Source organism: Vibrio hepatarius (genome assembly GCF_001274785.1).
GTDB lineage: Bacteria > Pseudomonadota > Gammaproteobacteria > Enterobacterales > Vibrionaceae > Vibrio > Vibrio hepatarius.
Genome location: NZ_LHPI01000004.1, coordinates 258,300 through 284,870 on the forward strand (window position 1 = coordinate 258,300; position 26,571 = coordinate 284,870).

The 26,571-nt window shown below is 46.6% G+C and carries 23 protein-coding genes; 14 read left to right on the forward strand and 9 right to left on the reverse strand.

The annotated features are described in order from the left end of the window. Positions 1–23: 23 nt before the first annotated feature. From AKJ31_RS07880 to AKJ31_RS07900, 5 genes are read right to left on the reverse strand one after another with little or no spacing between them, the layout of a single operon-like run. On the reverse strand, positions 24–1,802 hold the full coding sequence (locus AKJ31_RS07880) for a bifunctional molybdopterin-guanine dinucleotide biosynthesis adaptor protein MobB/molybdopterin molybdotransferase MoeA (RefSeq protein ID WP_053408550.1): 1,779 nt from the start codon (positions 1,800–1,802) through the stop codon (positions 24–26). Further along, entirely contained in the window at positions 1,799–2,386 is a 588-nt protein-coding gene (gene mobA / locus AKJ31_RS07885) for a molybdenum cofactor guanylyltransferase MobA (protein WP_053408551.1), read from the reverse strand. Before mobA ends, AKJ31_RS07880 begins: the two co-directional genes overlap by 4 nt. Then, positions 2,364–3,080, reverse strand: coding sequence for an energy-coupling factor ABC transporter ATP-binding protein (locus AKJ31_RS07890; RefSeq protein ID WP_053408552.1), 717 nt, complete (start codon positions 3,078–3,080; stop codon positions 2,364–2,366). The genes mobA and AKJ31_RS07890 overlap by 23 nt, the downstream gene beginning before the upstream one ends. Positions 3,081–3,087: 7 nt before the next feature. Beyond that, positions 3,088–3,786 (reverse strand): ABC transporter permease, encoded by a 699-nt coding sequence (locus AKJ31_RS07895; RefSeq protein WP_053408553.1) that lies wholly within the window; start codon positions 3,784–3,786, stop codon positions 3,088–3,090. Between the two features lie 6 nt (positions 3,787–3,792). After that, on the reverse strand, positions 3,793–4,611 hold the full coding sequence (locus AKJ31_RS07900; RefSeq protein ID WP_053408554.1) for an ABC transporter substrate-binding protein: 819 nt from the start codon (positions 4,609–4,611) through the stop codon (positions 3,793–3,795). Positions 4,612–4,868: 257 nt separating this feature from the next. Here AKJ31_RS07900 and AKJ31_RS07905 point away from each other — a divergent pair, with 257 nt between their 5' ends. Both AKJ31_RS07905 and AKJ31_RS07910 read left to right on the forward strand, forming a co-directional pair. Then, on the forward strand, positions 4,869–6,317 hold the full coding sequence (locus AKJ31_RS07905; RefSeq protein ID WP_053408555.1) for a sigma-54-dependent transcriptional regulator: 1,449 nt from the start codon (positions 4,869–4,871) through the stop codon (positions 6,315–6,317). Further along, a complete protein-coding gene (locus AKJ31_RS07910; RefSeq protein ID WP_053408556.1) occupies positions 6,307–8,334 on the forward strand; it encodes a sensor histidine kinase in 2,028 nt (675 codons plus the stop codon). The genes AKJ31_RS07905 and AKJ31_RS07910 overlap by 11 nt, the downstream gene beginning before the upstream one ends. A gap of 36 nt (positions 8,335–8,370) precedes the next feature. Here the strand turns inward: AKJ31_RS07910 and AKJ31_RS07915 are convergent, their stop codons facing one another. After that, a complete protein-coding gene (locus AKJ31_RS07915; protein WP_053408557.1) occupies positions 8,371–9,249 on the reverse strand; it encodes a mechanosensitive ion channel family protein in 879 nt (292 codons plus the stop codon). 1 nt (position 9,250) lies between these two features. After that, a complete protein-coding gene (locus AKJ31_RS07920; protein WP_053408558.1) occupies positions 9,251–11,596 on the reverse strand; it encodes an AAA family ATPase in 2,346 nt (781 codons plus the stop codon). A gap of 225 nt (positions 11,597–11,821) precedes the next feature. On the opposite strand from AKJ31_RS07920, the gene AKJ31_RS07925 reads away from it, so the two are divergent. Further along, complete coding sequence (locus tag AKJ31_RS07925; RefSeq protein WP_053408559.1) at positions 11,822–13,414, forward strand: ABC-F family ATPase; 1,593 nt, start codon at positions 11,822–11,824, stop codon at positions 13,412–13,414. A gap of 67 nt (positions 13,415–13,481) precedes the next feature. On the opposite strand, the gene fdhD is transcribed toward AKJ31_RS07925, so the two are convergent. After that, positions 13,482–14,312, reverse strand: a complete 831-nt coding sequence (gene fdhD / locus AKJ31_RS07930) for a formate dehydrogenase accessory sulfurtransferase FdhD (protein ID WP_053408560.1) — start codon at positions 14,310–14,312, stop codon at positions 13,482–13,484. 182 nt (positions 14,313–14,494) lie between these two features. Here fdhD and AKJ31_RS07935 point away from each other — a divergent pair, with 182 nt between their 5' ends. The 11 genes from AKJ31_RS07935 (at position 14,495) to cobB (ending at position 25,611) form a co-directional block, all read left to right on the forward strand. Next, on the forward strand, positions 14,495–14,959 hold the full coding sequence (locus AKJ31_RS07935; protein WP_053408561.1) for a DUF3305 domain-containing protein: 465 nt from the start codon (positions 14,495–14,497) through the stop codon (positions 14,957–14,959). Next, the gene (locus AKJ31_RS07940) at positions 14,949–15,479 is read left to right on the forward strand and encodes a DUF3306 domain-containing protein (RefSeq protein ID WP_053408562.1); all 531 of its coding nucleotides are present in this window, start codon (positions 14,949–14,951) and stop codon (positions 15,477–15,479) included. Before AKJ31_RS07935 ends, AKJ31_RS07940 begins: the two co-directional genes overlap by 11 nt. 179 nt (positions 15,480–15,658) lie before the next feature. Next, on the forward strand, positions 15,659–17,320 hold the full coding sequence (locus AKJ31_RS07945) for a 4Fe-4S dicluster domain-containing protein (protein WP_053408563.1): 1,662 nt from the start codon (positions 15,659–15,661) through the stop codon (positions 17,318–17,320). Positions 17,321–17,328: 8 nt separating this feature from the next. Continuing rightward, positions 17,329–17,964 carry a TorD/DmsD family molecular chaperone gene (locus AKJ31_RS07950; protein WP_053408564.1) on the forward strand — a complete coding sequence of 212 codons (636 nt, stop codon included), beginning with the start codon at positions 17,329–17,331 and terminating at the stop codon, positions 17,962–17,964. Positions 17,965–18,023: 59 nt separating this feature from the next. Continuing rightward, positions 18,024–18,227: a twin-arginine translocation signal domain-containing protein gene (locus tag AKJ31_RS07955; RefSeq protein ID WP_053408565.1), complete on the forward strand. Its 204-nt coding sequence runs from the start codon at positions 18,024–18,026 to the stop codon at positions 18,225–18,227. Between the two features lie 10 nt (positions 18,228–18,237). Then, on the forward strand, positions 18,238–21,093 hold the full coding sequence (locus AKJ31_RS07960) for a formate dehydrogenase subunit alpha (RefSeq protein ID WP_053408566.1): 2,856 nt from the start codon (positions 18,238–18,240) through the stop codon (positions 21,091–21,093). An 11-nt stretch (positions 21,094–21,104) separates the two neighbouring features. Continuing rightward, positions 21,105–21,713: a formate dehydrogenase FDH3 subunit beta gene (gene fdh3B / locus AKJ31_RS07965; protein ID WP_004414075.1), complete on the forward strand. Its 609-nt coding sequence runs from the start codon at positions 21,105–21,107 to the stop codon at positions 21,711–21,713. 59 nt (positions 21,714–21,772) lie between these two features. Continuing rightward, positions 21,773–22,783 (forward strand): formate dehydrogenase subunit gamma, encoded by a 1,011-nt coding sequence (locus AKJ31_RS07970; protein WP_416340969.1) that lies wholly within the window; start codon positions 21,773–21,775, stop codon positions 22,781–22,783. Further along, positions 22,767–23,183, forward strand: a complete 417-nt coding sequence (locus tag AKJ31_RS07975) for a hypothetical protein (protein ID WP_053408568.1) — start codon at positions 22,767–22,769, stop codon at positions 23,181–23,183. The genes AKJ31_RS07970 and AKJ31_RS07975 overlap by 17 nt, the downstream gene beginning before the upstream one ends. 304 nt (positions 23,184–23,487) lie before the next feature. Continuing rightward, positions 23,488–24,708, forward strand: a complete 1,221-nt coding sequence (locus tag AKJ31_RS07980; protein WP_053408569.1) for an ammonium transporter — start codon at positions 23,488–23,490, stop codon at positions 24,706–24,708. Between the two features lie 165 nt (positions 24,709–24,873). Next, positions 24,874–25,611 (forward strand): Sir2 family NAD+-dependent deacetylase, encoded by a 738-nt coding sequence (gene cobB / locus AKJ31_RS07985; RefSeq protein ID WP_053408570.1) that lies wholly within the window; start codon positions 24,874–24,876, stop codon positions 25,609–25,611. Between the two features lie 77 nt (positions 25,612–25,688). Here cobB and AKJ31_RS07990 read toward each other — a convergent pair. Then, positions 25,689–26,571, reverse strand: an 883-nt coding sequence (locus AKJ31_RS07990; RefSeq protein WP_053408584.1) for an extracellular solute-binding protein, incomplete at its 5' end; no start/stop codon positions are given.

The window sequence follows — 26,571 nt, forward strand, 5'->3', positions numbered from 1 at the left end:
ATGCTGGCCTCAGTCTTTATGGGCTAGATTCTGCCTTGAAGCGGGATGATTGTCACGCTTTCACCGACTTTTACTGTATCGACCGAAGGTGAAATTTCGATAAGACAGTTTGCTTCACTCATTGAGCGTAAGATGCCAGAGCCTTGCTTTCCTGTTGTACAAACGGTGAGTTGGCCAGTGCTATCCAGTTGGTAGACACCACGACTAAACTCAGTGCGGCCTTGGCGAGAGCGTAGGTTTTCTGTGGCAATCGCGTTTACTTTAAGTGGTTGCCAATGTTGCTCACCTTGCATTTTTCGTAGTGCAGGCTCAACAAAATTAATAAACGAAACCATGACGGCGACTGGATTACCAGGTAAACCAAAGAAAGGCTTACCGCTGATTTGACCAAACGCCAGTGGACGACCAGGACGCATGTTGATACGCCAGAAATCGATCTGTCCAAGTTTGTCGAGCGCGAGCTTGATGTAGTCAGCATCACCAACGGAAACGCCACCAGAGGTCAGTACAACATCGGCTTGAGCAGAGGCGTCTTCAAGCGCTTTTACCATCAAGTCTTCGTTATCTTCAAGAATGCCAAAATCCAAGATTTCGCAACCTAAGCTTTCCAATAACCCAATGAGCGTGAAGCGGTTTGAGTCATAAATCGAATTCGATTTTTGCTCTGTGCCGGGCGCTTGGACTTCATCGCCTGTGGAGAATACCGCGACTTTAAGGGCGCGAAATACTTGGCAATCTGCGTATCCCAGAGAGGCAATCATGCCCATTTCTGGCGATGAAATTCGTTTACCTTGGGTAAAGACTTCGCTACCAATGGCTAAGTCTTCTCCGGCTTGGCGAACGTTTTGTCCAATTTTGATTTTTGCCTCACCAAATGTGACATTGTCACCTTGTTGCGAGGCTTGTTCTCTCATGACCACTGTGTCTGCGTTAACAGGTACTGGAGCGCCAGTCATGATCTTAACTGCTTCACCAGCTTGAAGAGGTTTATCGTAAGCATGTCCTGCAAGAACTTCGGCGACGACTTGGTAGTGGTTACGGTCTAAATCATCACCGCAAATCGCATAACCATCCATTGCTGAGTTGGTGTATTGAGGCACGTTTACCGGAGAAATCACATCTTTCGCTAGTACGCGCCCATAAGCTGACTCTATAGGGCAAGCTTCGGTCTCTTCTACTGGATGAACCAAAGATAAAATTTTCTCTTGGCCTTGCTCTACAGAAAGAAAAGCAGGGGACAGAGTATCGCAGCAAGCAGCCTCAGATTTTGGTTTAGTCAGTTGACCACTACTTTTTACGTAATCAATCACAAAGTGTGCAATGGCGTCTAGGTCATTGATGTCCATTTGTGGCAACTGAGTATCGCTTAACTGCGAATCTGATGCGATGGCAATGATATTATCGTCATTTGGATACAACCAAGGCTTGGCGATCTCTTCGCGGTGCAACTCAATTTTAGGAAAGGCGATATTTTTGCAGCCTTCGACTAGAACAACGTCAAGTGTGTCGCAATCGAAGCGACTAAGCAGATAATCAAATTCTGACTCTGCTTCTGGCGTTTCAGTCATCAGCGCGTAACGATTACGTGAAGCTATCAGCATTTGCGACGCGCCAGCTTTTCTCAAACGATAGCTATCTTTCCCTTCCTTATCGACATCGAAATTGTGGTGTGCGTGCTTAAGCATGCCGATACGCAGACCAGCCTCAGTCAATTTGGGTAGTAGGGTTTCCAGAAGCGTCGTTTTGCCTGTTCCCGAGTATGCGGCAAAACCTAAGAGTGGGATAGGAAGTGAATATTTCATGACGATAGCGTTCCAAATTGTGCGAGTTCTTCTGGGGTATTGAGATTGACAAAGCAGTCCGGAGAATCACTGAAATCAACGTAACTGGTGTTGCACTCTTTGTAGAGTAAGATGATCTTTCTGTCACCGCGCTCAAGAAATGCCGTCAGCTTGGGTAACACGCGTTTGTGGTAGAGCGTAAAAACAGGCTGTTGATGGTCACCATCGTGCGCAACCAAAATGTCGGTTGACTCTGTCGCTTGAGAGCAAAAACGCTCGACAAGGTCGATGTTGATTTGTGGGCTGTCACAAGGCACAAAACCCACCCAATCGGTTGGCGCGTGAAGAAGCCCTGCATGAATGCCACCCATTGGTCCTGGGTAATTAGCGAATTGATCAGAGAAGACGTCTCCGAACTTGGCGTATTCACTCTGGTTGCGATTCGCGTTGATTAAAATATTGGATGTTTGTGTAGAGAGGCGTTCAATAACATGTTGAATCAGCGGTTTGTTATTGAGTTCAATCAGCCCCTTATCTTTTCCGCCCATACGGCTGGCTTGTCCGCCAGCCAAAATAACCCAACTAGTTTGCGTTGGAAGAAGCATAGTTGTTCTCTTGTTTTGCATCTGTAATAACCTGTAGCAGCGGAGACTCTATCAAAGTCGTGTCTTTTATCCACCATTGTTTACGGCACAGTTCGGTCAGTGCGTTTTTCTGGTGGCTTGTGACGACAATACTTGAACCTCGGCTTAGCAGATCCTTTGCCATAACAACCAAACGCTCGATTGACTCTTGGTCGAGTGAGGCGCTCGGTTCGTCCATCAATAAAATAGACGGCTTTAAGATCCAAGCTCGCGCCATCGCGACGCGTTGCTTTTCTCCTCCCGACAGTACTGAAATATGTTCATCAGCCAAAGTTTCCAAGCCTACCATGCGTAGCGCAGTAATTACTTGAGCTCGCTTATCTTTCGGTGACTCTTTTTCATAGCGAATACCGTACACTACGTTTTGATAAACGGTCCCATCGAATAAATAAGGGGATTGGTGTAAGTAGATGACGTCTTTTCTACCTGCACGATTGAAAAAGCGCTTTAACCAACTGTCGTCAGGGGCAAACACTTCGCCGGTCGTTGGCTTGATTAAACCAGATAATATCTTGAGCAGCGTGGTTTTGCCGACACCGTTATCACCTTTAAGGTAAATGGCATCGTTGGGACCAATCGAAAGCTGCGGAATGTGGAACAACACTCGCTCCTTGTAGCGCATAGATAAGTGCTGTGCTTTGATTTGAATTGTCATACAGCTCCTATGTTCTCAAGTAGCCCTTACCGCGCATGCTGGTAAGTAGAAAGTTTAGAACCAATGCTAGAGATAATAATACAATCCCTAATGCCACACCTTGTGCGAATGCACCTTTATGACTTTCCATTGCAATTGCTGTGGGAATATTTCGTGTTACACCCATAATGTTACCACCAACCATCATTGAACAGCCGACTTCGGTAACGATGCGTGAAAACGCTGCGATAGTCGCTGCCATAAGAGGGAATCTCGCTTCCCAAATCATCGTCGCGGCAATGCGAGGGATAGATACGCCAAGCGTTACTGCGGTTTCAATCGCGCGGCGATCACTTGATTGAAGCGCACCGTGCATCATCGAAACCAATACTGGGAATCCCACCAACATCTGGCCGATGATCATCGCTTTCTGGGTAAACAGCATTTCCCAGTTGCCGAGCGGACCTGCGCGAGATAGCAACATGTAAAGCAACAAGCCAATGACAACCGTCGGAACCGCTTGCAAGGTGTTAATCAGAGACAATAGCAGCCACTTGCCACGAAAGTTTGCATGAGCAAGGGTAAAAGAGAGCAAAATCGCGGGTAAAAGCACTAACGAAATCGCAGTTAAAGAAACACTAAAGGAGACCGCGACAATCTCCCATAATTCTTTATCAAGGTTCACCAATAGGGTGAGCGCTTCAAGAGTAGTTTGCCAAAGGCTCATAAATGACTATTTCTCGTTAGCATTCGCCACGAATAGCTGTTTGCCGTTGAGTTTAAAGTCATTGATCAGTTGCTGGCCTTTAGGGTTAACCAACCAGTCACTGAATACTTTTGCGCCTTGGTAGTTGATCGCTGGGTAGCGCTCTGGATTTACTAAAATTACTTGGTAAGGGTTAAATAGGTTTTTGTCACCTTGAAACACAATCTTAAGGTCAAGTTTGTTGTTGTATGCCAACCAAGTACCGCGGTCAGTCATTGTGTAACCTTGCATTTCGTTCGCCATGTTTAGCGTTGGGCCCATGCCTTGACCAACACTACGGTAACCGCCGAAGTTTGGTTCGATCTTAGTTTGTTCCCAAATGCCTTTCTCTTTCTTGTGCGTGCCTGAGTCATCGCCGCGTGAAACGAAAGTCGCGTTCATGTCCGCGATTTTCTTGAATACTTCTGCGATGTCTTTTGACTCGGTCACTTTCGCAGGATCGGCGTCTGGACCAACGATAACAAAGTCGTTGTACATCAGTTTGCGCGGCATGACGCCGTAGCCTTTTTCAACGAAGTTAGCTTCTGCTTTTGGCGCGTGGGTCATCACCAAATCTACATCGCCGTTTTCACCCATTTTTAGCGATTTACCCGTACCAGCTGCAATAACATCAACTTTGTAGCCCGTATCTTTTTCAAATGCTGGCAGCAAGTAATCCAGAAGACCTGAGTGGTAAGTACTGGTCGTGGTTGCTAGACGGACGTGAGTGTTATCTTCTGCAGAAGACGCTGAGTAGCTAACGAGAGCCAAAGACGCTGTTGCAAGTGTAAATGCTATTGCTTTCATTTAATTATCATTCCATTTTTTGAGTGGTTTGCTCTAACAAGTCGATTCCAACACTCCGACTTATTTTGAATGTGTATAAACTCGGAAGCATATATAGCAATCTTAATGCCAACATTCTGTGACTCGTTTCAAACGCTATATCAATAAGTTACACGCTAAAAACTTGAAGTGAGACAAAATGTCGCATCTTTCTTTCACGAGATTGCATAATCCTTGGTACACTCTGTCTCATTGGTAATAATTTTTAATGAGTCATCATGTCCCCATCGTTTGATCCAAACAAAGTATCGCAATATCAAGCCTTTTCAGTTCTCGTCGTGGATGACGAGATTGGTATGCAGGCGATACTGAACAAAGCTCTAAGCAAATGGTTTTCTCGCGTCGATACCGCAGGGTGCATTGAAGAAGCGGAATCACTTCGTATCACTAACCACTATGACTTAATTATTCTCGATATCAACCTGCCAGGTCGTTCAGGTGTGGAATGGGAAGAGGCATTTACCGACGAAGATCGCAAAGCAGACATTATCTTTATGACGGGCTACGCCGATCTCGAAACAGCGATCTCAGCGCTTAAGCTAGGCGCATCAGACTTTATTCTTAAGCCGTTCAACTTAGAGCAGATGCTGCAGGCGGTTGAACGCTGTATGGATAAGCGACTTACCGCCCGTCACCAATACGCTTTGAAGCACGATTTTAAACGTCATATCAAAACCGAGATTGTCGGTGGCTCTGAGCGTACCAAACAGTTAAAGCAGTTGATTACTCAGTTTGCACCATCACGAGCTTCCGTTTTGATTGAAGGCGAGTCGGGCACAGGTAAGGAGTTGGTAGCACGCGGCGTACACGAAGCCAGCCAACGCAGTGGCCCGTTTGTGCCAATCAACTGTGGCGCGATTGCACCAGAATTATTGGAAAGTGAGTTGTTTGGCCATACTTCTGGCGCATTTACTGGTGCGAAGAAAAACCGCGAAGGGATGTTCCGCGTGGCCAATGGCGGTACCTTGTTCCTCGATGAAATTGGTGAAATGCCGCTGCCAATGCAGTCTGCCTTGCTACGTGTGCTGGAACAAAGAACAATTCGTCCAGTGGGCAGCGAGCGTGAGGTCAGTGTGGATGTTCGTGTTGTAGCGGCAACCAACCGAAATCTGCAACAAGAAGTTGAAAAAGGTAACTTTCGCCAGGACCTGTTTTACCGCCTGAACGTACTTAAGATTGATGTTGCACCACTTCGCGAGCGCAAGGCCGATTTAATCGAACTGATTCCATTCTTCACACGTATGTTGTCGTCAGAACTTGCGATGCCAGAACCGAAATGGGCGCATGAAGACGTGATTGCAATGAACGAATATGATTGGCCGGGTAATATCCGTGAACTCAAAAACTTGATTGAGCGCTGTATTTTATTGGGCAAACCACCGGCGCATTACTGGCGAGAGATTAACGGCCATTCGGTGCAACCCAATGTCTCTGTGACCGTATCAAGCGGCTGTGAGATCCTGGATTTACCAGAGGGTAGAGACAGTAAGCAAGGTTATCCCAATACGTGGTCTTTGAAAGACGTTGAAAAAGCGCACATCATGCAGTTGGTCGACTTCCATGATGGTAACAAGTCAGCCGCGGCAAGAGAGCTGGGCGTTGCGCGTAAAACACTAGAGCGTAAATATAAGGAATGGGACACAGAGGAGTCGGACTATGCCCAATAGCGGCACTTTGATGTCCAAATGGCACCATAGGTTTAAAACTATGGTGCGTTACCGCCTGATGATACTAACGTCGGCGCCAATCTTTCTCACCTTGGTTGCGCTGATCGGCATCACTATTTATTGGTCGATTCACTACACTTGGCAAAGTGCGTTGCTGGATGTTTCCGAACGTTTGGGTGTTGCTGACAACAGTATCGAGCTTATTCAAGAGAAGCAGGCCAATCATGTTAAGGCGTTTGCTGAATCTTATGATTTCGTCAGTCGCATTAATCACTTAGCGCAATATGAAGATTTCGAAACTTGGGTCACTGAGCAGAGAAAGCGTTATAACCTCGATTTCCTGCGCTTTCATCGTGTTGATACCGTTGCTGATAAGTTTCGTTATCTCGACCTGACGCGGAGAGAATCATTCTTTGATGTTCTCAATCAGCAGGAGTTGAATGAACTGGGCGAAGATCTGGCGAAGCGAGCACAAATCCCAATCCTCAATAGCCAAAAAATTGAAGGGCGTGGATTGGTGAGTCGCACGGTCGTGACGATTTACAACCAACAAAACGACATTATCGGCTTTCTCGACGGCGGTTTACTACTCAACAACAGCACGGTTTTGGTCGACCAAATTCGAGATCTGATTTACCCATCAAAAGAAGACAGCTTACGTCCAGTCGGTACGTTGACGGTATTTCTAGACGATTTACGCATTAGCACCAACGTACCTTTGGACAGCGATGGTCATGTAGGTCGCGCGATCGGTACTCGTGTGTCGTCTGAAGTGAATCGCACGGTACTGGTGGAAGGGAAAGAGTGGGTAAATCGCGCGTTCGTTTATGACGCCTGGTACATCACCGCTTATCAGCCGATGCGAGACCAGTACGATAACGTCATCGGGATGCTTTACACCGGTTACTTGCTGTGGCCGTTTGTGAAATCGTACATGACCAATATCGCCGAGATCTCGATTACCACGATTGCGCTGCTCTTAGTTTCTGGCTTTTTGGTCTATCGCGGCTCTCGGGATTTGTTTAACCCCATTGAACACATTCACCGCGTGGTGAAAATGATCCAATTGGGTAAAGAAACAAGGATTGGTCCACTTGCACTGGATGATGACCATGAATTGGCGCAGTTAGCGAAGCAGTTCGACAATATGCTCGACCTACTTAGGCAACAAAAGAATGAGTTGGAACAAGCCGCCGTGGCGTTAGAAGGCAAAGTCGAAGAGCGTACTGCTAGCTTACGTGAGAAGACAGAAGAACTGGAACTGCACATCCAATTGCTCAATCAAACCCGCGATAAGTTGGTAACGAATGAAAAACTTGCCGCGTTGGGTGAGTTAACCGCAGGTATTGCCCACGAGATCAACAACCCAACCGCGGTGATCCTCGGTAACGTCGAACTTATCCAGTTTGAGCTTGGCCAAGACTCAGAGCGGGTGAAGGAGGAAATTGAAGCCATTCATGCTCAAATCGACCGTATCCGGAATATCACGCGTAGCTTACTGCAATACAGTCGTCAGGGCGGCGTGCAGGATGAAATTACTTGGCAGCACGTTAACCCAATCGTGGAAGAGAGCATTACGCTGGTGAAAACCGGTACTAAGAAACGTGAGGTCGAGTTTGAGACCGACTTGCAGGCCAAGAGCTCAGTGGAAGTCAATCGACATCAACTGTTGCAAATCCTAGTTAACTTGCAGATGAACGGCATCCACGCGATGCAAGGTCACGGTAAGTTGAGGATCTCTAGCGAAGATTGGATTGAGAATGGGATGAACGTTGGTGCGATCATTCATGTTACCGATGAAGGCAGCGGGATTAAGCCTGAAAACCTCAAACGTATCTTCTCGCCGTTCTATACCACCAAGCGTGAGGGGACTGGACTTGGCTTGTCAGTCTCGCAAAGTATCCTCAGCCAAACCGGTGGAGAGCTAAAGGTTGAATCGGAATGGGGCAAAGGCAGTACGTTCAGTATATATCTGCCTCAGCGAGCGGAAAGCGATTTGAAAATCACCAATCTTTAATCCAAAAAAGCGGAGCTATTAGCTCCGCTTTTTCGTTTAGTCTGCGTTTACCGCAATCTTCGGCGGACGAATATTATGTTTTTTGAACTCCTTCATTACGCGCAAGGTAATGTCGGTCTCAAACAGCTTCTCGTATGCAGTATCGACCACATACGCCTTACAAGTAAGTTGAATTGCCAAGTAGTTATCAGTGATGGTTTGTTTGACTAATACGGTAACTGGTTTAGGTAAGTGAATGTAGCGACTTGAAGACGCCGCTTCCTGAATCAAGTCGCGGGCTAGGGTAATGTCCTCATCCAAGCCGACATAGAAAGGAATCACTACCTGCATGTCTAGTGCGCCATAGTTACCACTGACGGTGACTTCATTGAGAAACTTGTTGTTTGGGATGGTAATGATGTCGTCGTTAAGTGTGCGCATCCGCACCGAACGTAAACCAATGGCAATAATGTCGCCGTAGTTACCTTCGAACGTGACGCGGTCACCTACTTGGAACGGGCGGTCAACCATGACTGTCATACCCGCGATAAACGAAGCGGCCAAATCTTTTAGCGCGAAACCCACCGACACCGCAAGCGTACCGCCGATCAACGCAAGAATTTGGTCGTTGATGCGAAAGCTCATCATAAACACCAAGATACCGGCACTCATGTAGATGAAAAACTGCATAAAGGATTGCAGTTTTTGCAGCAGCATACGGTATTGAGCAAACTGCCCGCCGACGCTTTCGACCATCGAGTTGATAAACTTAAGCAATAACCAAGTTGCGGCAACCACGATCAATGAGAAAAACACGCCGCTCCAACGAATCAGGCTGGCGATTTGGCTGATGTTTTCAACGCCTGCCACTTCTTCTGTCGCGAAAACGGGAGCGGAGAGAATCAGTCCGATAACAATAAATAGAATGCGTTTCATATTACTTCACCAATAGATGCTGACGGTCGAGAACGTTGGTTATATGTCGGAACCAATGGTCAGACACTCGCGCTTTATCTTCGAGCCACTCGATGTAACCGCGGCTTTCAAAATAGCGCAGCGTACCAGTCACTTCTGCAATACTCAGTTGAGTACAGTCCGACAGCACTTCAGGAGAGGCAATTTCCAATTGAACAATAGAACGCAGCACCGCCAGCATCGGTTTAGGCATTTTCTCAAGCTCTTGAGATTCAGGTACGCGAAACAGGCGAATGTAAACTTGCCCAGTGTCTTTGTCCTGATTGAGCGATAAGCGGAAGAAGCGAAGTGCAACAGTCGGGTTACCGTCAGCGTAGTGCCACAAAATACGATAGAAGCCTTGTTTAGCGCGTTCTTCTTCCGTGACGTCTTCCTGATCCCATTGTTTAGGAACAACAAGGCCTTCAAACGACACTTGTTTTTGATCGGCTTGGTTGATGCGAGTATCCAACAGTTGGTGGATTTGTTTCTCTGTCCAGCGCGGTAAGAAAGTCACCAAATCAAACAGGAGGCGTTCGCCGCGCGCACGGTCGACAAAACGCCAGCTAGCTTTTTCGATTGCGATGACTACGCGATGATTTTTCTTCGAACGGCGAAGTAGGTTGGTTAGGCGAATAAGGTCTGCAAGACCACCGACCATAGGCTTGACCAAGCGTTGCGCGTTGTCTACCGCAATTAAGTAAGTGGTATCGCTCTTACGCAAATGGGCAAGAATTTGAATTTCAGTGGCGTCTTCTTCTAGGCCTAAGCTGGCAGCGAAATGTGCCAGTAGCTCGCCGTAGCCCGAATAAGGGCAACTAAGATAAATTGGCTCCGCGTTTTTCACTTTGCTCAGTAAACTTAATAGCAAAGTTGTGGTACCAACGCCACGTTCGCCTGAAAGAACACAAATTGCTGGGCTGTCAGTCATCAAGTATTTCGACAGTTGCTTCACTTCGTCTTTGGCATAGTCAATTAAAGCGCTGTCATAACTGCCCGGAGAGACATAGTCGAACGTTTCGCTACCTTTGATTCTCACCAAATTTGAGTGACCATTGTTATTATCGGTTTGCTTAGCGACTTCGATGCGGAACAAATACGCTAACGCCTGACTAAAGAAGCTGTAGTTCGATAGCGCAGCCACGATGCGGTGTTTAAAGTTGTGTATTGTAAGCCAAACGATCGCAATTGCAGTGGCTGGAATATTGAGCAAAAACGAATCTTTACGTCGTACCGCCCAGTTAACCCATACTGGTCGGTCAGATAGGTGCTCAACCGTGTCAAACACCTTCTTACGCCACAAACCTAGTACAGAGATGGTGACCAGAATAAACCACGTGTAGAGCGCACTGTAAATCCAATAATAAATGGTTCCTTTGCCCAGTGTTCGCATCGAGATTTGTAAAATTACCCCTGCGACAATCGCACTCCACACGTAACGACGAATGGTTTTTAAACGTAATGCCACCACATCAGGGCTAGAGCTGCGACTGTTACGGTAAGCAAACTCAAGAATAAAGCTGATTGCGATAGAACCGCCGAGTATCCACCAAGTGAAGATCTCAAGAAAGATAAGGTGCTGCAGGCTAGGGATCTCAGACAATACACGAAGCGAGAGTGTGATAGCGATTAACCATGCAATCGCGCGGTGGGCGCGGCTTACGTACCAAATCAGACGAATCCACAGCGCAGGTTTGCTGTTGTTTTCGAGCTGGGTTTGTTTAAACAGAGTGATCAGGCGTTTGCTGTTTGTTAGCCACCACACTAAGCCAAAATAGATAAATAAAACTTTTAGGCCCGCCCAGATAACCGGAATCGGCGAAATCAAGACTTCACTTAAAAGAGATTTGAAGCTACGTAGCTGGAAATACACCAGATATTCTAGATTGAGCTGGGTATGCTGCCACTCTTGTTTGAATTGGGTAACACCATAAGGCCCAAATCCAGTGAGCTTGTCGTGGGTAACCGGGTCAGTTAGTGCCAGCAACCGTTCTTTACTGTGGCCTAAACTGGTTAACGTGAGATGGCTAGACTCGGTCTCAAACCAAATCTCGTTCGTTGCGTTTTTTTTGTACGCTTCAAGGTGTTGTTTAAACAGATCGATTTGTTTACGTTGCTCATTGATCGCCGCATCAAGCAAGTGGTCGACTTTGCGCTTGTCTTGCTCTGTCATAAACAACGGTTCTGGGATTTGAGAAATTTCTTGTTCGATGTCGGCACTGACAGCATCGACTTGCGGTGTCGCCTTAAAGTCATACTGCCAATTCGCGACAGCTGGATAGACCGTAATTAGGCTCACCACACATAAAAGGCGTAGGAAAAAACGCATAAAAATCTCTTATAACTTATCAAGTTAGATTTATCTTAGTTGGTTTAAAGTCGAAAGCGAGGAATTCGACAGCGATTTTAAGGCGCATGACTATATGCCTAAGCATGAGTCAAGTGTCATAAGGATGTCATTAATTCCAGAGAACTCAAAGTTAAAACAAAACTTGAAGTTAGGGGCGGTTATAAGTAGTGTGGCGCCGTTTGTCACAATTTATAGGTAAAGACTTTGATTTCCACTAACAACATCACGCAGCAATTTGGTGCTAAGCCACTGTTTGAAAATATCTCGGTAAAGTTTGGTGAAGGTAACCGCTACGGCCTAATTGGTGCGAATGGATGTGGTAAGTCTACCTTTATGAAAATCCTCAGTGGTGAGCTAGATCCAACTGGCGGTAACGTAAGCTACGACCCAAATGAGCGTGTTGCAAAGCTAAATCAGGATCAGTTCGCATACGAAGAATACACCGTCATTGACACCGTAATCATGGGTTACAAAGAACTGTGGGAAGTTAAAAAAGAGCGTGACCGTATTTACTCTCTACCTGAAATGTCTGAAGACGAAGGTATGTTGGTGGCTGACCTTGAAGTTCAGTTTGCGGAAATGGACGGCTACATGGCGGATGCCAAAGCTGGTGAATTACTGCTAGCCGTTGGTATCCCAGAAGAGCAGCACTACGGCCTGATGAGCGAAATCGCTCCAGGTTGGAAGCTACGTGTACTATTGGCTCAGGTTCTGTTTGCTGACCCGCACATCATGCTGCTTGACGAACCAACCAACAACCTGGATATCGATACGATCCGTTGGCTGGAAGATACGCTAAACCAGCGTAACTGCACGATGATCATCATCTCGCACGACCGTCACTTCCTAAACTCTGTATGTACCCACATGGCAGACTTAGATTACGGTGAACTTCGTGTCTACCCAGGTAACTACGACGAGTACATGACGGCTGCAACTCAAGCTCGCACACGTTTGCTTGCGGATAACGCGAAGAAGAAAGCACAAATTGCTGAGCTACAAACGTTCGTTGCTCGTTTCTCGGCAAACGCATCGAAAGCAAAACAAGCAACATCTCGTGCGAAGCAAATCGATAAGATCCAGCTTGAAGAAGTAAAAGCGTCAAGCCGTCAAAACCCATTCATCCGTTTTGAACAATCAAAAGAGCTGTTCCGTAACGCGCTTGAAATTGAAAACCTAAGCCAAGGTTTCGAAAACGACCTATTTACCAACTTCAACGCAATTTTCGAAGTGGGTGAGCGCGTTGCCATCATCGGTGAAAACGGTGTGGGTAAAACAACGCTACTGAATACCTTAGCGGGTGTTCTAGAACCACGTACTGGTGAGTACAAATGGTCTGAAAACTCAAACATCGGTTACTATGCGCAAGACCACGCGGAAGATTTCGCTGAAGACAAGAACCTAATGGACTGGATGGGTCAATGGCGTCAAGAAGGCGATGATGAGCAAGTGATTCGTAGCTTCTTGGGTCGTATGTTGTTCTCGCAAGACGACATCAAAAAGTCGGTAAAAGTGCTTTCTGGTGGTGAGCAAGGGCGCATGTTGCTTGGTAAACTAATGATGCACAAACCAAACATGCTGCTAATGGATGAACCAACTAACCACATGGATATGGAATCGATTGAGTCGTTGAACTCCGCGTTAGAGCAATACAAGGGTACGTTGTTCTTCGTCTCTCACGACCGCGTATTCGTTGACTCTCTGGCAACGCGTATTCTTGAGATTCGAGATGGTCAAATCCACGACTTTAAAGGCACTTATGCCGAGTTCCTTAAAGCGCGTGGCATCGAAGGTTAATTCCTTTTCCAAGAAAAAAGAGCCTCAGTTGAGGCTCTTTTTGTATTTACTCAGTTTACGATGACGATTAGTCGGCGAGATGGCCTTTAACGTCAAATACCATTTTCTCTGCGCCTGTGAACACTTGGAAACGTAACCCTTTCGCTCGAGCGATGGTGGTAATACCGAACTTCTTCGCCAGATCCAGCCCCATTTGTGTAACGCCAGAACGAGACAGCAATACAGGAATGCCCATTTGCGCGACTTTTATCACCATCTCAGACGTCAAGCGACCAGTGGTATAAAAGATCTTATCTTCACCTGACTCTCCATTGAGCCACATTTCACCCGCCAGCGTATCCACAGCATTATGGCGACCGACATCTTCGACAAAAGACAGCACTTCATCGCCACGACAAACCGCACAGCCATGGACTGCGCCTGCTTTCTTGTAGGTATCGTTGTAATGAGTTAGTGCTTTTAATGCCGCATACACTTGTGATTGCTTCAGCTCTACTTGCGGAACTTGATAGTTTTCCAACTGCTTCATTACGTTGCCATACATAGTGCCTTGACCACATCCTGAGGTAACGGTCTTTTTCTTCAATGCGCCTTCAAGGTGTTCGGTATTTTCTTTGGTAATCACTGCAGCTGTATGGGTTTGCCAATCAATGATGACTGACTCAAGTGCATCTGGATCGGATAGGAAACTTTGGTTTTTCAAGTAGCCCAGTACTAAAGACTCAGGCCTTGAGCCGAGCGTCATCAAGGTAACGACTTCTTTCCAGTTAAGCATAACGGTCAACGGGCGTTCACAGGCGATTTGCTTGACGAGCTTTTCGCCGTACTCGTCATACACTTCGACTTCAATGGTCTGCAGAGGGTTTTCACTGGTTTTTATAATATTTGGCTTAACCACGAGTTGTCCTATGTTTAGAGTTGGTTACGAATTCTAAGAATATACTACAAGCAATTACTATTCCTTGTTTAAGCGCGTCATAATTTTATTTCTCGCTGATTGTTTGCTTGTGTCGGTGAGCTTGAAGATAGGTATAAATATTGCTTAGCTTGATAGATAACGAGAATGTAGGGCAAAACCTAATGACCAACCAAGATATTGCGGAAAGCAAATTAGAGAAAAATGAGGAACTTTGGTCTCTGGAGTGCAATTTAGTTGTGCACGAGATCGCAACCGGTATGTGGATGACAACGCAATGGCAGCTTACGGGGTTTAACTTAAAGCCAGAGACAGTCAGCAAACGCGTTGTAACGCTTCAACTGCATCGTGACGAGCGAACCGACTATCGCTTTAACTTAAGTTCTCAGCAACCGAAATTGTTCTTAGTGCTAGATACGGTAGAGAGTGAGGAAGACCCTAACATAGTTTTGCTCACTGCTTCTCAAGGTGTTGCAGGACAATACATGGACGGCGACTACTTGGTGTTGTCGGCCGATATGCCGCTTCCTGTTCAGGCTTGGATGGAAGCGTATATTGGACGTCACGGTGAGTTGTTGGAAACACGACGTAAGAAACGCAAAGGTGCAGGGCGAGCAAGTGGCAACTAGTTTTTTAGGGCGCTGGTCAAAGCGTAAGCTAGAAGGTGATAACAGCGAAGCGGATACGCTTGGTTCTGACAACGCCGAACTTCGAACTGACAGTCAAACCTCAGCTGATGTTTCTATTCAAGAGGAAGAGCTCGTTGTTTCATCCGCTGAAGAGAACACTACTGATGTAGCGTCTTCTGATGAAGGGGAAGAGCTATCAGTAGCTGCATTGCTGGCGTCGGAAGCAGAGGCGGCAGTAAAAAAAGCGGCATTAAGAAAGCTGTTCCTGTCTGGTGAGTTCAGTGAAGTTGACCGGCTCGTTGACTATGACCATGACTACGCAGCGGTGAGCACGTTACCAAGTGAAGCAGCAGCCAAACTTCGTGAGTGGTTAAACAAACCAGAAGAAGAGTCAGCAGAGAATGAGGCTGAACTCGTTAACGAAGAAACGCAGCTAGCGTCTATTGATGCAGAAGCAGCGGAAATCGATGATTCAGAACAAGATTTACAAGTGGGACAAAATATACCACACGAAAAATAGGTACATTTTGACTAAACCATCAATTGAACGGGTGCGACATTTTGTCTCATCCGTTTTTTATTTATTCTGTTTTTACTCAGCAGTTATCTAAGTTTCTGATTTTATTTGCAATAAAAGTTGGTACAGCATTTGCTATTACTCTCCAGAGTGAATATTCATGTTCTAACTGGAACAGAGCAATGCTTAGACAACTACTACAAGAATCTACGTCTGAAAACGGTAAAGCGCGTTTGTATGCGTTTGAAAATACTGTGGAACTGACAAACCTCATTCCTCCTACAGTCAGTTATGAAAGTGGCGGGAATACCCTGATTATTGGTCCTACGGCGATCATTGAGAGTGCAGCGGAACAGCTGTCTCAAATGAAGAGCTTAACGTTACTGTCGACAGACGGCGAAAACGGGACTCATCAAAACCTTTACTACGCAAACAGCGTCCAAGTGTCGGGCTTTTTAGGTACGTTTGAAGTCGTTATCGAAAATCGCGGTGTGCAGAGTAACCTAGCGAAAGTGGCGATTAACCATGACTGCTTTGATGTTGTTCTCGACCTTTGCCTAAATAGTTGTATGGCAGAAGAAGTGCCTGTCCCGGGTTACTACCCAGTTGGCCGTGGTTATCCAAAGTTGGCTGAAGCATTGGAAGAAATTCCAACGTTGATGGGAACGTTTGATAAGCCAAAATTTTTCCGTTTAGACACTGATTTATGTGCACATAGCTCACGTGGTGTGAAAGGCTGTGAACGTTGTGTCGACGCTTGTCCTGCTGGCGCGTTATCAAGTGAAGGTAATGACAAAATTGGTCATCGAATCGAAATCAACCCTTACCTTTGTCAAGGGGTAGGGACTTGTGCGACGGCCTGTCCAACAGAAGCGATTCATTACGCGTTGCCAAATCCACAAGACACACAAAAATTCATTGAACGCACGCTGGCAAACTATCAGCAAGCCGGTGGCGTTGATCCAATCGTACTTATTTGTAGTTCTCGCCATGAGACCTACAACATTATGGCATTAAAAGCGCTGCCAGATAACGTTATCCCTGTTGTTGTGGAAGAGCTACCTTCTGTTGGTATCGATAGTTGGTTTGCGGCTTTGGCAAATGGTGCGACACAAGTGCTGTTTGCAGCGAGCCGTTTTATGCCTGCAACCATCATTCGAGTGCTAACGAGCGAAGTATCCACTGCTCAAGAACTGCTTGAACAGATGGGGATTGCGAAAGAGACGATCGACATTCTTTATCTAGAGTCTCTACGCGAGGCGCAACCATCGTTGATGACTCAACCTTTCGGTTTGTCGTTAGGTGATTTGGCTGGCAATAAACGTGCTCGCTTGTTTACGGCTCTTGATGCTCTCGCAGAAAACCATATTCCCGTTGAAACCATTCAAGCTCTTCCTGTTAGTGCGCCATTTGGTAGTGTCGATTGTGATACGACCAAATGCACTTCTTGCATGAGCTGCGTTGCGGTATGTCCTACACGTGCACTACACACCGAAGGTCATTCTCCATCACTCAAGTTTATTGAGCAAGATTGTGTTCAATGTGGTTTATGTACCAAGGCATGTCCTGAGAATGCACTAAGCTTAAGCTCGAGAATGAATTGGGATGCATCAGCGCGTCAACAAGCGATTGTGCTTCATGAAGAGAAAGCTGCGGAATGTACGCGTTGCCACAAACCATTCGCACCGCAATCAATGATTGACATGTTGCAGAGTAAGTTACGCGGTCACTCTCATTTCCAAGATGATTCGGCGATCAACCGTATCGCGATGTGTGAAGACTGCCGAGTGATCGACATGTTCGAGTCAATGGCAGAAGACCCAATGCAGCAGCTTAAATACTAGGAGTTCTCGTGGAAAATCAACAAGACACATTACGTTCAGATATTTACTTACTCCTTTCTGCACTTTACCGCCAGAGTCCGAGTTCTGAAGTGTTGGCATTTTTGGCGGGCTTAGAGCCTGAGTCAGCCGCTAGCGATATGCAGAAAGCTTGGCTTGCGTTGATTGAAGCTGCTCGCAATGCCAATGAAGAAACACTCGTCGATGAATATCAAGAGTTGTTCATCGGTATCGGTCGTGGGGAAGTGATTCCATTTGCCTCTTGGCATCGTACGGGCTCGCTAATGGAAAAACCGTTAGCGGAGATTCGTCGAGACTTGGAGCTACTTGGCTTAGAGAGAGAAGCGGAAGTCAAAGAGCCGGAAGATCACATTGCAGCACTTTGTGAAGTGATGGCGATGCTTACCCAAGAGGAAGAAGGGCTGCAGCAAGCTTTCTTCAATAAACATATCGCGCCTTGGTTTTCATTGTTCACTGAACAAATTCTTCGCGCGCAACATGCCGCGTTTTATCTTCCAGTCGCGCAGTTTACCCAAACGTTTTTAACACTGGAGCAAGTTCGCTTCAGTGAGAACACCCATAGCAGTAAAAGCAAAATAAAAATTGATGTGAAAAACGTCACTGAGTACGACCCAACTCAGCCGTAACGAGTTCGCGTCGATAGAGAGGCTCAGAGTCTCCAAGTACCGCAAGGTAAGGAAGCAAAATGAAAGACAATAATGAGAAATCAATAGATACATCCCGTAGGGATCTACTTAAAGGATTAACCACCGCAGCAGTGGCTGGTGCTGTCGTCGCTGGTACGACAAAAGTTGCCAACGCGACGGAATCTGTTGAAGTAGAAAAAGACGTTAACAAGACCGGATATCGCGAAACGCAACATATCCGAGATTATTACGAAACCCTATAGGAGCTGAGTAATGAAACTAATCAAACGCTCCGATAGTGTGAGCAAAGAACAAAACCAATTGGGCATTTCACGCCGCGCATTCATGAAGAATAGCTCGCTGGCTGCTGGTGGTGCCGTTGCTGGTGCGTGTTTATTCACACCGGGCATGATCAAAAAAGCCGAAGCGAAGTCGGTTGATCCAAATGCTAAGACAGAGATCAAACGTACCATTTGTTCTCACTGCTCTGTGGGTTGTGGTATCTACGCAGAAGTACAAAACGGTGTTTGGACAGGACAAGAGCCTGCTTTTGACCACCCATTTAACGCTGGTGGCCACTGTGCGAAAGGTGCAGCACTGCGTGAGCACGGTCATGGTGAGCGCCGCTTGAAATACCCAATGAAGCTAGAAGGCGGTAAGTGGAAGAAGCTTTCTTGGGAACAAGCGATTGAAGAAATTGGTAATAAAGCGCTAGAGATTCGTGAAGAGTCAGGTCCAGATTCCGTTTACTGGCTAGGCAGTGCGAAACACAGCAACGAACAAGCGTACATGTTCCGTAAGATGGCGTCGCTTTGGGGTACTAACAACGTTGACCACCAAGCACGTATCTGTCACTCAACCACGGTAGCCGGTGTCGCAAACACTTGGGGTTACGGTGCGATGACCAACTCTTTCAACGATATGCACAACTGTAAATCGATGTTGTTTATTGGTTCGAACCCAGCAGAAGCGCACCCAGTTGCGATGCAGCATATCCTGATCGCAAAAGAAAAGAACAATTGTAAGATCGTCGTGGCTGATCCGCGTCGTACTCGCACCGCAGCAAAATCCGATTTCTACGTTTCTCTACGTCCTGGTTCTGATGTTGCGTTCATTTGGGGCATCCTATGGCACGTATTTAAGAACAACTGGGAAGACAAAGATTTTATCCAGCAGCGCGTATTCGGGATGGATGAAATTCGCCAAGAAGTGGCGAAGTGGAATCCTGCTGAAGTTGAACGCGTAACAGGTGTTAGCGAAGAAGAAGTGTACAACACCGCGAAGATCCTTTCTGAAAACCGTCCGGGTTGCGTGGTTTGGTGTATGGGTGGTACGCAGCACACCACTGGTAACAACAATACTCGTGCTTATTGTGTACTTGAGCTTGCGCTTGGCAACATGGGTAAATCTGGCGGCGGCGCAAACATTTTCCGTGGTCACGATAACGTACAGGGTGCAACTGACCTTGGCGTACTATCGCACACATTACCAGGTTACTACGGTTTGGCTGATGGCGCGTGGAAACACTGGGCAGGCGTATGGGATCTGGATTTTGAGTGGATTAAAAACCGCTTTGACCAGAACGAATACCGTGGCCAGAAACCAATGAACAACATGGGTATTCCTGTTTCTCGTTGGATTGACGGCGTGCTGGAAAACAAAGACAACATCGAGCAGAAAGACAACATTCGCGCCATGTTCTACTGGGGCCATGCGGTTAACTCGCAAACCCGCGGCGTTGAAATGAAAAAGGCGATGCAGAAGCTGGATATGATGGTCATCGTTGACCCGTATCCAACGGTAGCTGCGGTAATGAACGATCGTACAGACGGCGTTTACTTGCTACCTGCGACCACTCAGTTTGAAACATACGGCAGTGTGACAGCGTCAAACCGCTCACTTCAGTGGCGTGATCAAGTCATCCAACCGCTGTTCGATTCAAAACCAGACCACGAAATCATGTATTTAATGTCTAAGAAACTTGGTTTTGCAGAGCAGTTGTTCAAACACATCAAAGTAGAAAACAACCAGCCAGTCATTGAAGACATTACCCGCGAGTTCAACAAAGGTATGTGGACGATCGGCTACACAGGTCAAAGTCCTGAGCGTTTGAAGCAACACCAACAAAACTGGCACACATTCCACAAAACAACGCTTGCTGCGGAAGGTGGTCCGGCTCACGGCGACACTTATGGTCTGCCTTGGCCATGTTGGGGCACGCCAGAGATGAAACACCCTGGTACGCACATTCTTTACGATACGTCTAAGCCAGTGGCTGAGGGCGGCGGTACATTCCGTGCACGTTTTGGCGTTGAGTTCGAAGGTAAGAACTTGTTGGCGGAAGACAGCTACTCGCTAGGTAGTGAAATCCAAGACGGGTATCCAGAATTTAGCGATAAGCTATTGAAGCATCTAGGATGGTGGGACGATCTTACTGAAGCAGAGAAAGCTGCGGCAGAAGGTAAAAACTGGAAAACGGACCTGTCTGGCGGTATTCAACGTGTGGCTATCAGGCACGGCTGTAACCCGTTTGGTAACGCGAAAGCGCGTGCCATTGTATGGACGTTCCCAGACCGCGTACCGCTACACCGTGAACCACTGTACACACCACGTCGTGACTTAGTTGCTGACTACCCAACATGGGATGACAGTGAGTCAATCTACCGTCTACCAACGATGTACAAGTCGATTCAAGATCAAGATAAGTCGAAAGAATACCCGATTATCCTGACTTCTGGTCGTCTGGTTGAGTACGAAGGTGGTGGTGAAGAAACCCGTTCTAACCCTTGGCTGGCTGAACTTCAACAAGAGATGTTTGTGGAAGTGAACCCGAAAGATGCGAACGATCTTGGCTTTAAAGATGGCGATATGGTTTGGGTTGAAGGTGCAGAGAAAGGCCGCATCCACGTTAAGGCGATGGTAACACGTCGTGTGAAACCGGGTTTGGCATTCATCCCGTTCCACTTTGGCGGTAAGTTTGAAGGCGTTGACCTACGCGATAAGTACCCAGAAGGTACTGACCCATACGTGATTGGTGATTCTGCCAACATCGCCACGACTTACGGTTATGACCCTGTAACGCAAATGCAGGAAACCAAAGTCACTCTATGTAACATTCGCAAAGCGTAAGGAGTCTACTAATGGCTAGAATGAAATTCCTTTGTGACACCAAGCGCTGTATCGAATGTAACGGCTGTGTCACTGCATGTAAAAACGAAAACGATGATGCTCTTGAATGGGGTATTCAACGTCGTCGCGTCGTTACTCTAAACGATGGTGAGCCGGGTGAAAACTCAATCTCAGTTGCTTGTATGCACTGTACCGATGCGCCTTGTATGGCGGTGTGTCCAGCAGACTGTTTTGAGCATACGGAAGACGGCATCGTACTACACAACAAAGACTTGTGTATCGGTTGTGGCTACTGTTTGTTTGCTTGCCCATTTGGCGCGCCTCAGTTCCCTAAACAAGAAGCGTTTGGTGAGCGTGGCAAAATGGACAAATGTACATTCTGCGCGGGCGGCCCTGAAACAGAGCCTGGTTCTGTTGAAGAGCGTCAGAAGTACGGTGCAAACCGTATCGCAGAAGGCAAGCTGCCGATGTGTGCTTCGCTTTGTTCAACTAAAGCGCTACTCGCGGGTGATGCAGAGAAAGTGTCTGACATCTTCCGTCAACGCGTGGTTGAGCGTGGTGCGAAAGGCGCTGGTTGGACAGATGGTAATGATCTGTCTTACGACGCAACGAAAAGCTAATACTGGAGAGAGTCATGTTTTCAATGTTTAAACGTGCATCTCTCACAATGCTGTCATTGATGGCAGCATTGGTTTTTGCTTTGTCGTTGCCCGCGCATGCTGAGCAAAAAGAGTCTGATGTTGCACAACGCGAAATGACCCAACTGGCTGGCGCTGATTTTTGGCGTCAGGTTCGTCAGGGTGAAGAGGGCTATACGACGTCTCAGTTCCCGGAGCACGGAACGCTAATTAGTACGCCAGGACAAACCTGGTACATTTTGAAAGAGAAATGGATGTCTCCTGCGGGCGCTATCGCGATCTTTGGCAGTATTGCTTTCGTGACTTTGGTTTACCTGTTCATGGGACCAATCATGTTAAGTGCGCCAAGAACCGGTAAGCGAATTAAGCGCTGGTCTCGTCTTGATCGAGCAATGCACTGGAGTATGGCATTTACCTTTTTAACCCTTGGTTTTAGTGGTTTGATGCTTGTTTACGGCAAGCACTTCTTGAAGCCATACATTCCTGCGGATTTGTGGGGATTCATCATTATGCTGGCTAAGCAGTATCACAACTACATTGGTCCTATTTTTGGTGTGTTGTTGATCTGCGTGTTAGTGAAATGGTGGCGTAAGTCTATCTTTACCAAAGTCGACTTTGTTTGGTTTATCAAGCTGGGTGGTATGGTAGGTAAACACAAAGGCTCGCATCCATCTGCAGGTTTCTCGAATGCAGGTGAGAAAGCACTGTTTTGGCTACTGATTGTTGTGGGTAGTGTTGTAGCTGTGAGTGGTTTGGTTCTCGATTTCCCTATCTTTGGCCAAACTCGCCGTGATATGGAATTATCGAATCTAGTACATATGCTAGCGGCATTGATCCTTATCTGTGGTTTTGTTTTCCATATCTACATTGGTCTGTTTGGTATGGAAGGCGCGCTGGAAGGTATGGTCACAGGCGAAGTTGATGAAACATGGGCGAAAGAGCACCATGACCTTTGGTATGAAGAAGTGATGGCGAAAGAGCAAAACGCACAAGCTGCAGAGCCTAATCAAGATAAAGTGAAAGGAGCGACGACAAATGAACAAACCTCATAAAGGCATTTGGGTCGCGTATATCCTGAGTTGCTTTACGCCCTTTACTTGCCTTATCTCTGGTGTAGTCGCGATTATCTACGCGGGCTACCGTCTAGATAAAGGAGAGGATGGGGAAGTGATTGATTCGCACTACTATGGCCTGATTCGGACTTTTTTCCTCAATCTGACCTATTTCGTTGTGCTGATCATCACGGTCGCGACGTCAAACGGTGTGTTGGTTGGTTTGAATGACTACTGGTATAAGAGCAGCGTGTTAGACAAAATCGCGTTTTATATTCCTTATGTCGGTATGTTGCTTGGTTTGGTTGCGATCTTCTTGTGGTTTATTCGCATGTATGAAGGGATGACTAAACTAAGAAACAACCAACCGTTTAAATTCTCCAAAGGTCCGAACCTTTAATTCCCCCAAGAGCCCTGAATCAATCAGGGCTCTTTTATTTCCTCAGTGCACAATATTCGAACGCTTTAATTTGGTGCGTTATCACCATAACTGTGCAACAAGGCGTCTGTTTTTGATTCCATCGTGAAACACTCAATCATCAAGTCTTAATAAAATCAGCACGTTATATTTCTTTGTTTTCCATTTTATCAGTTGGCACATTCATTGCTCTAACACGTCTTTGATATTCATATCACCAATGTGGTGAATTGAATGTGCTACTGCACAGGATAAGTGCACGCAAATACAACGGAGAACAAAAACGATGAGTGTAACCGCAAGTCAGGTCCATGGAGCCGTTCAAACCCTGACCCAAAGTTCCGATACTTTATTCCTGCTACTGGGCGCAATCATGGTGTTTTTAATGCACGCGGGTTTCGCCTTCCTTGAAGTGGGAACCGTTAGGCACAAAAACCAAGTCAACGCCTTAGTTAAAATTCTTGCCGACTTCGGTATTTCAGCCATTGCATACTTTTTTATTGGTTACTGGGTCGCATACGGCGCTAACTTTTTCGCCGACGCGCAAACTCTCTCGCAAGGCAATGGCTATGAGCTAGTGAAGTTCTTCTTCTTACTGACTTTTGCAGCTGCGATTCCTGCTATTGTTTCAGGTGGCATTGCAGAACGCGCTCGATTCTATCCTGTTTTGATTGCGACCTTCTTTACGGTTGGTATCGTTTACCCACTGTTTGAGGGCATGATCTGGAACGGCAATTTTGGCTTGCAAGCGTGGTTTGAAACGCAATTTGGTTACGGATTTCATGACTTTGCAGGTTCAGTTGTTGTACATGCTGTTGGCGGTTGGATTGCTCTGGTTGCGGTAACGTTTTTAGGCATGCGTAAGGGACGTATTCGCGCAGGTAAACACACTAACTTTGCACCCTCGAACATTCCTTTCTTGGCACTAGGGGCATGGATCCTATGTGTGGGGTGGTTTGGCTTTAACGTCATGTCAGCGCAAACTTTAAACGGTATTAGCGGTTTAGTTGCGATGAACTCGTTGATGGCGATGGTCGGTGGTATTGTGGCATCGCTGCTTGCAGGCAAGAATGACCCAGGCTTTATTCACAATGGTCCGTTAGCCGGCTTGGTGGCGGTTTGTGCTGGCTCTGATTTGATGCACCCAATTGGGGCTTTGGTGACTGGCGCGGTGGCAGGGACGTTATTTGTTTACTTGTTCACTTACTTGCAAAACAAAACCAAAATCGATGATGTGTTGGGCGTATGGCCTCTGCACGGCGTTTGTGGTGCGTGGGGTGGTGTTGCTGCGGGTATCTTTGGTCAAAACGCGCTAGGAGGCTTAGGCGGCGTGAGCTTTGCTGTTCAGCTACTAGGAACCATTGCTGGTATTGCCATCGCTGTAGCCGGCGCTCTGGTTGTTTATGGCGCGATAAATAGTATGACTGGGCTGCGTTTATCGGAAGAAGATGAATTCAATGGTGCAGACTTAGCGATTCATAAAATTTCAGCGACCAACGAAGACTAACGCAAAATCACTTATGGAAAGAGCGGCGTTGGCCGCTCTTTTTTGTATCACTTCACAATCCCTGTTGATAAAAAGCCAACTTCGACTATGGTCTAACCCTCATAACTTCTGATGTTATTCATCAAATGCTAAGCTACAGACAAAGGATATGAAGAAGGATGTGGTATGAAGTTTCCGTATCGTAATGTGGTTGTATTAACGGGAGCCGGTATTTCTGCCGAATCAGGAATACAAACGTTCAGAGCCCAGGATGGCTTGTGGGAAGATCATCGAATTGAAGATGTCGCAACGCCAGAAGGCTTCGAACGCGACCCAGACCTAGTGCAAGATTTCTATAATCAACGCCGTTTAAAACTGCAAGAGTCACACATTGAGCCAAACGCTGCGCATTTAGCGCTAGGCCGCTTAGAGAAAGAGCTTGAAGGATCAGTGACGGTAATTACGCAGAACATCGACAATCTGCATGAGCGTGGTGGTAGTAGCAATGTCATCCATATGCATGGTGAACTGCTGAAAGCACGTTGTAGCGAGTCGAATCAAGTGACAGAAGAGTTGGGTGAGATCAAGACCGGCGATCTTTGCCATTGTTGCCAAATTCCATCTCAGTTACGCCCGCACGTGGTTTGGTTCGGTGAAATGCCTCTGCGTATGGGTGACATCTACGAGTCACTCGAGCAAGCGGACTTGTTTATCTCTATTGGTACATCCGGTGTGGTTTATCCAGCTGCAGGCTTTGTCCATGACGCGAAAATGCATGGCGCGCACACCATCGAAATTAACTTGGAGCCGAGTGCTGTAGAAAGTGAATTTGAAGAGAAGCGTTACGGCAAGGCAAGTATTGAAGTGCCAAAATTGGTTGAAGAAATTCTTGCTCTGCAACAACCAGACTCGCAAAGCGCTTAACAGCAATCATTCCCTAAATAACTAAAACAAATAAAGCGGCTTTTAAGCCGCTTTATTGTTATCTAAATTTGAGTAGATTAGTTATCTACTTTCAGCTTTTGGAAGTACTCGTCGTAAATCACGCTTGCTTCGCCAACTTCGTCTTGCCAAGTACCACTGTCCATCACTTCTTGAGGAGGGAAGATGCTTGGGTCGTTCGCAAACTCTTCAGGCAACAGTTTATGCGCGCTTGCTACTGGTGTTGGGTAGCCAATTTCTAGAGCGATCTTCGCTGCGTTCTCTGGGCGAAGTAGGAAGTCGATCATCTTGTGTGCCGCATCAACGTTTTTCGCTTCAGCTGGGATTGCTAGACTATCCATCCAGAAGATCGCACCTTTTTCCGGCCAGATGATATCGATCGACGCACCTTCTTGGCGAGCCATGTACGCAGAACCATTCCAAAGCATACCGAGTGATACTTCACCCGCTAGATATGGGTTAGCTGGGAAGTCAGAGTTAAATACCAATACGTTTGGCATCAGCTTCTTCAGCTCTTCGTATGCTGCTTTGATTTCGTCAGGGTTAGTTGTGTTTGGCGAGTAACCCAGCTTGGTTAATGCGATGTGGAACACTTCACGTGAATCGTCCATCATCATTAGCTGACCTTCCCACTTGCTATCCCAGAAATCATCCCATTTAGTGACAGAGGATTTGTCTAGCATGTCTGAGTTAATACCAATGCCAGTCGCGCCCCAGATGTATGGGATAGAGAAGTTGTTATTTGGGTCAAACGGCTTGTTTAGGAAGTTAGTATCAAGGTCAGCAAAGTGAGAAAGCTTGCTCTTGTCGATTTGTTGAAGCATGCCTTCTTTGCGCATCTTAGATACGAAATAAGTAGACGGAACAACAAGGTCATAACCAGAACCTTGAGTCTTTAGCTTCGCGTACATGCTCTCGTTAGACTCGTAAGTCGAGTAGATA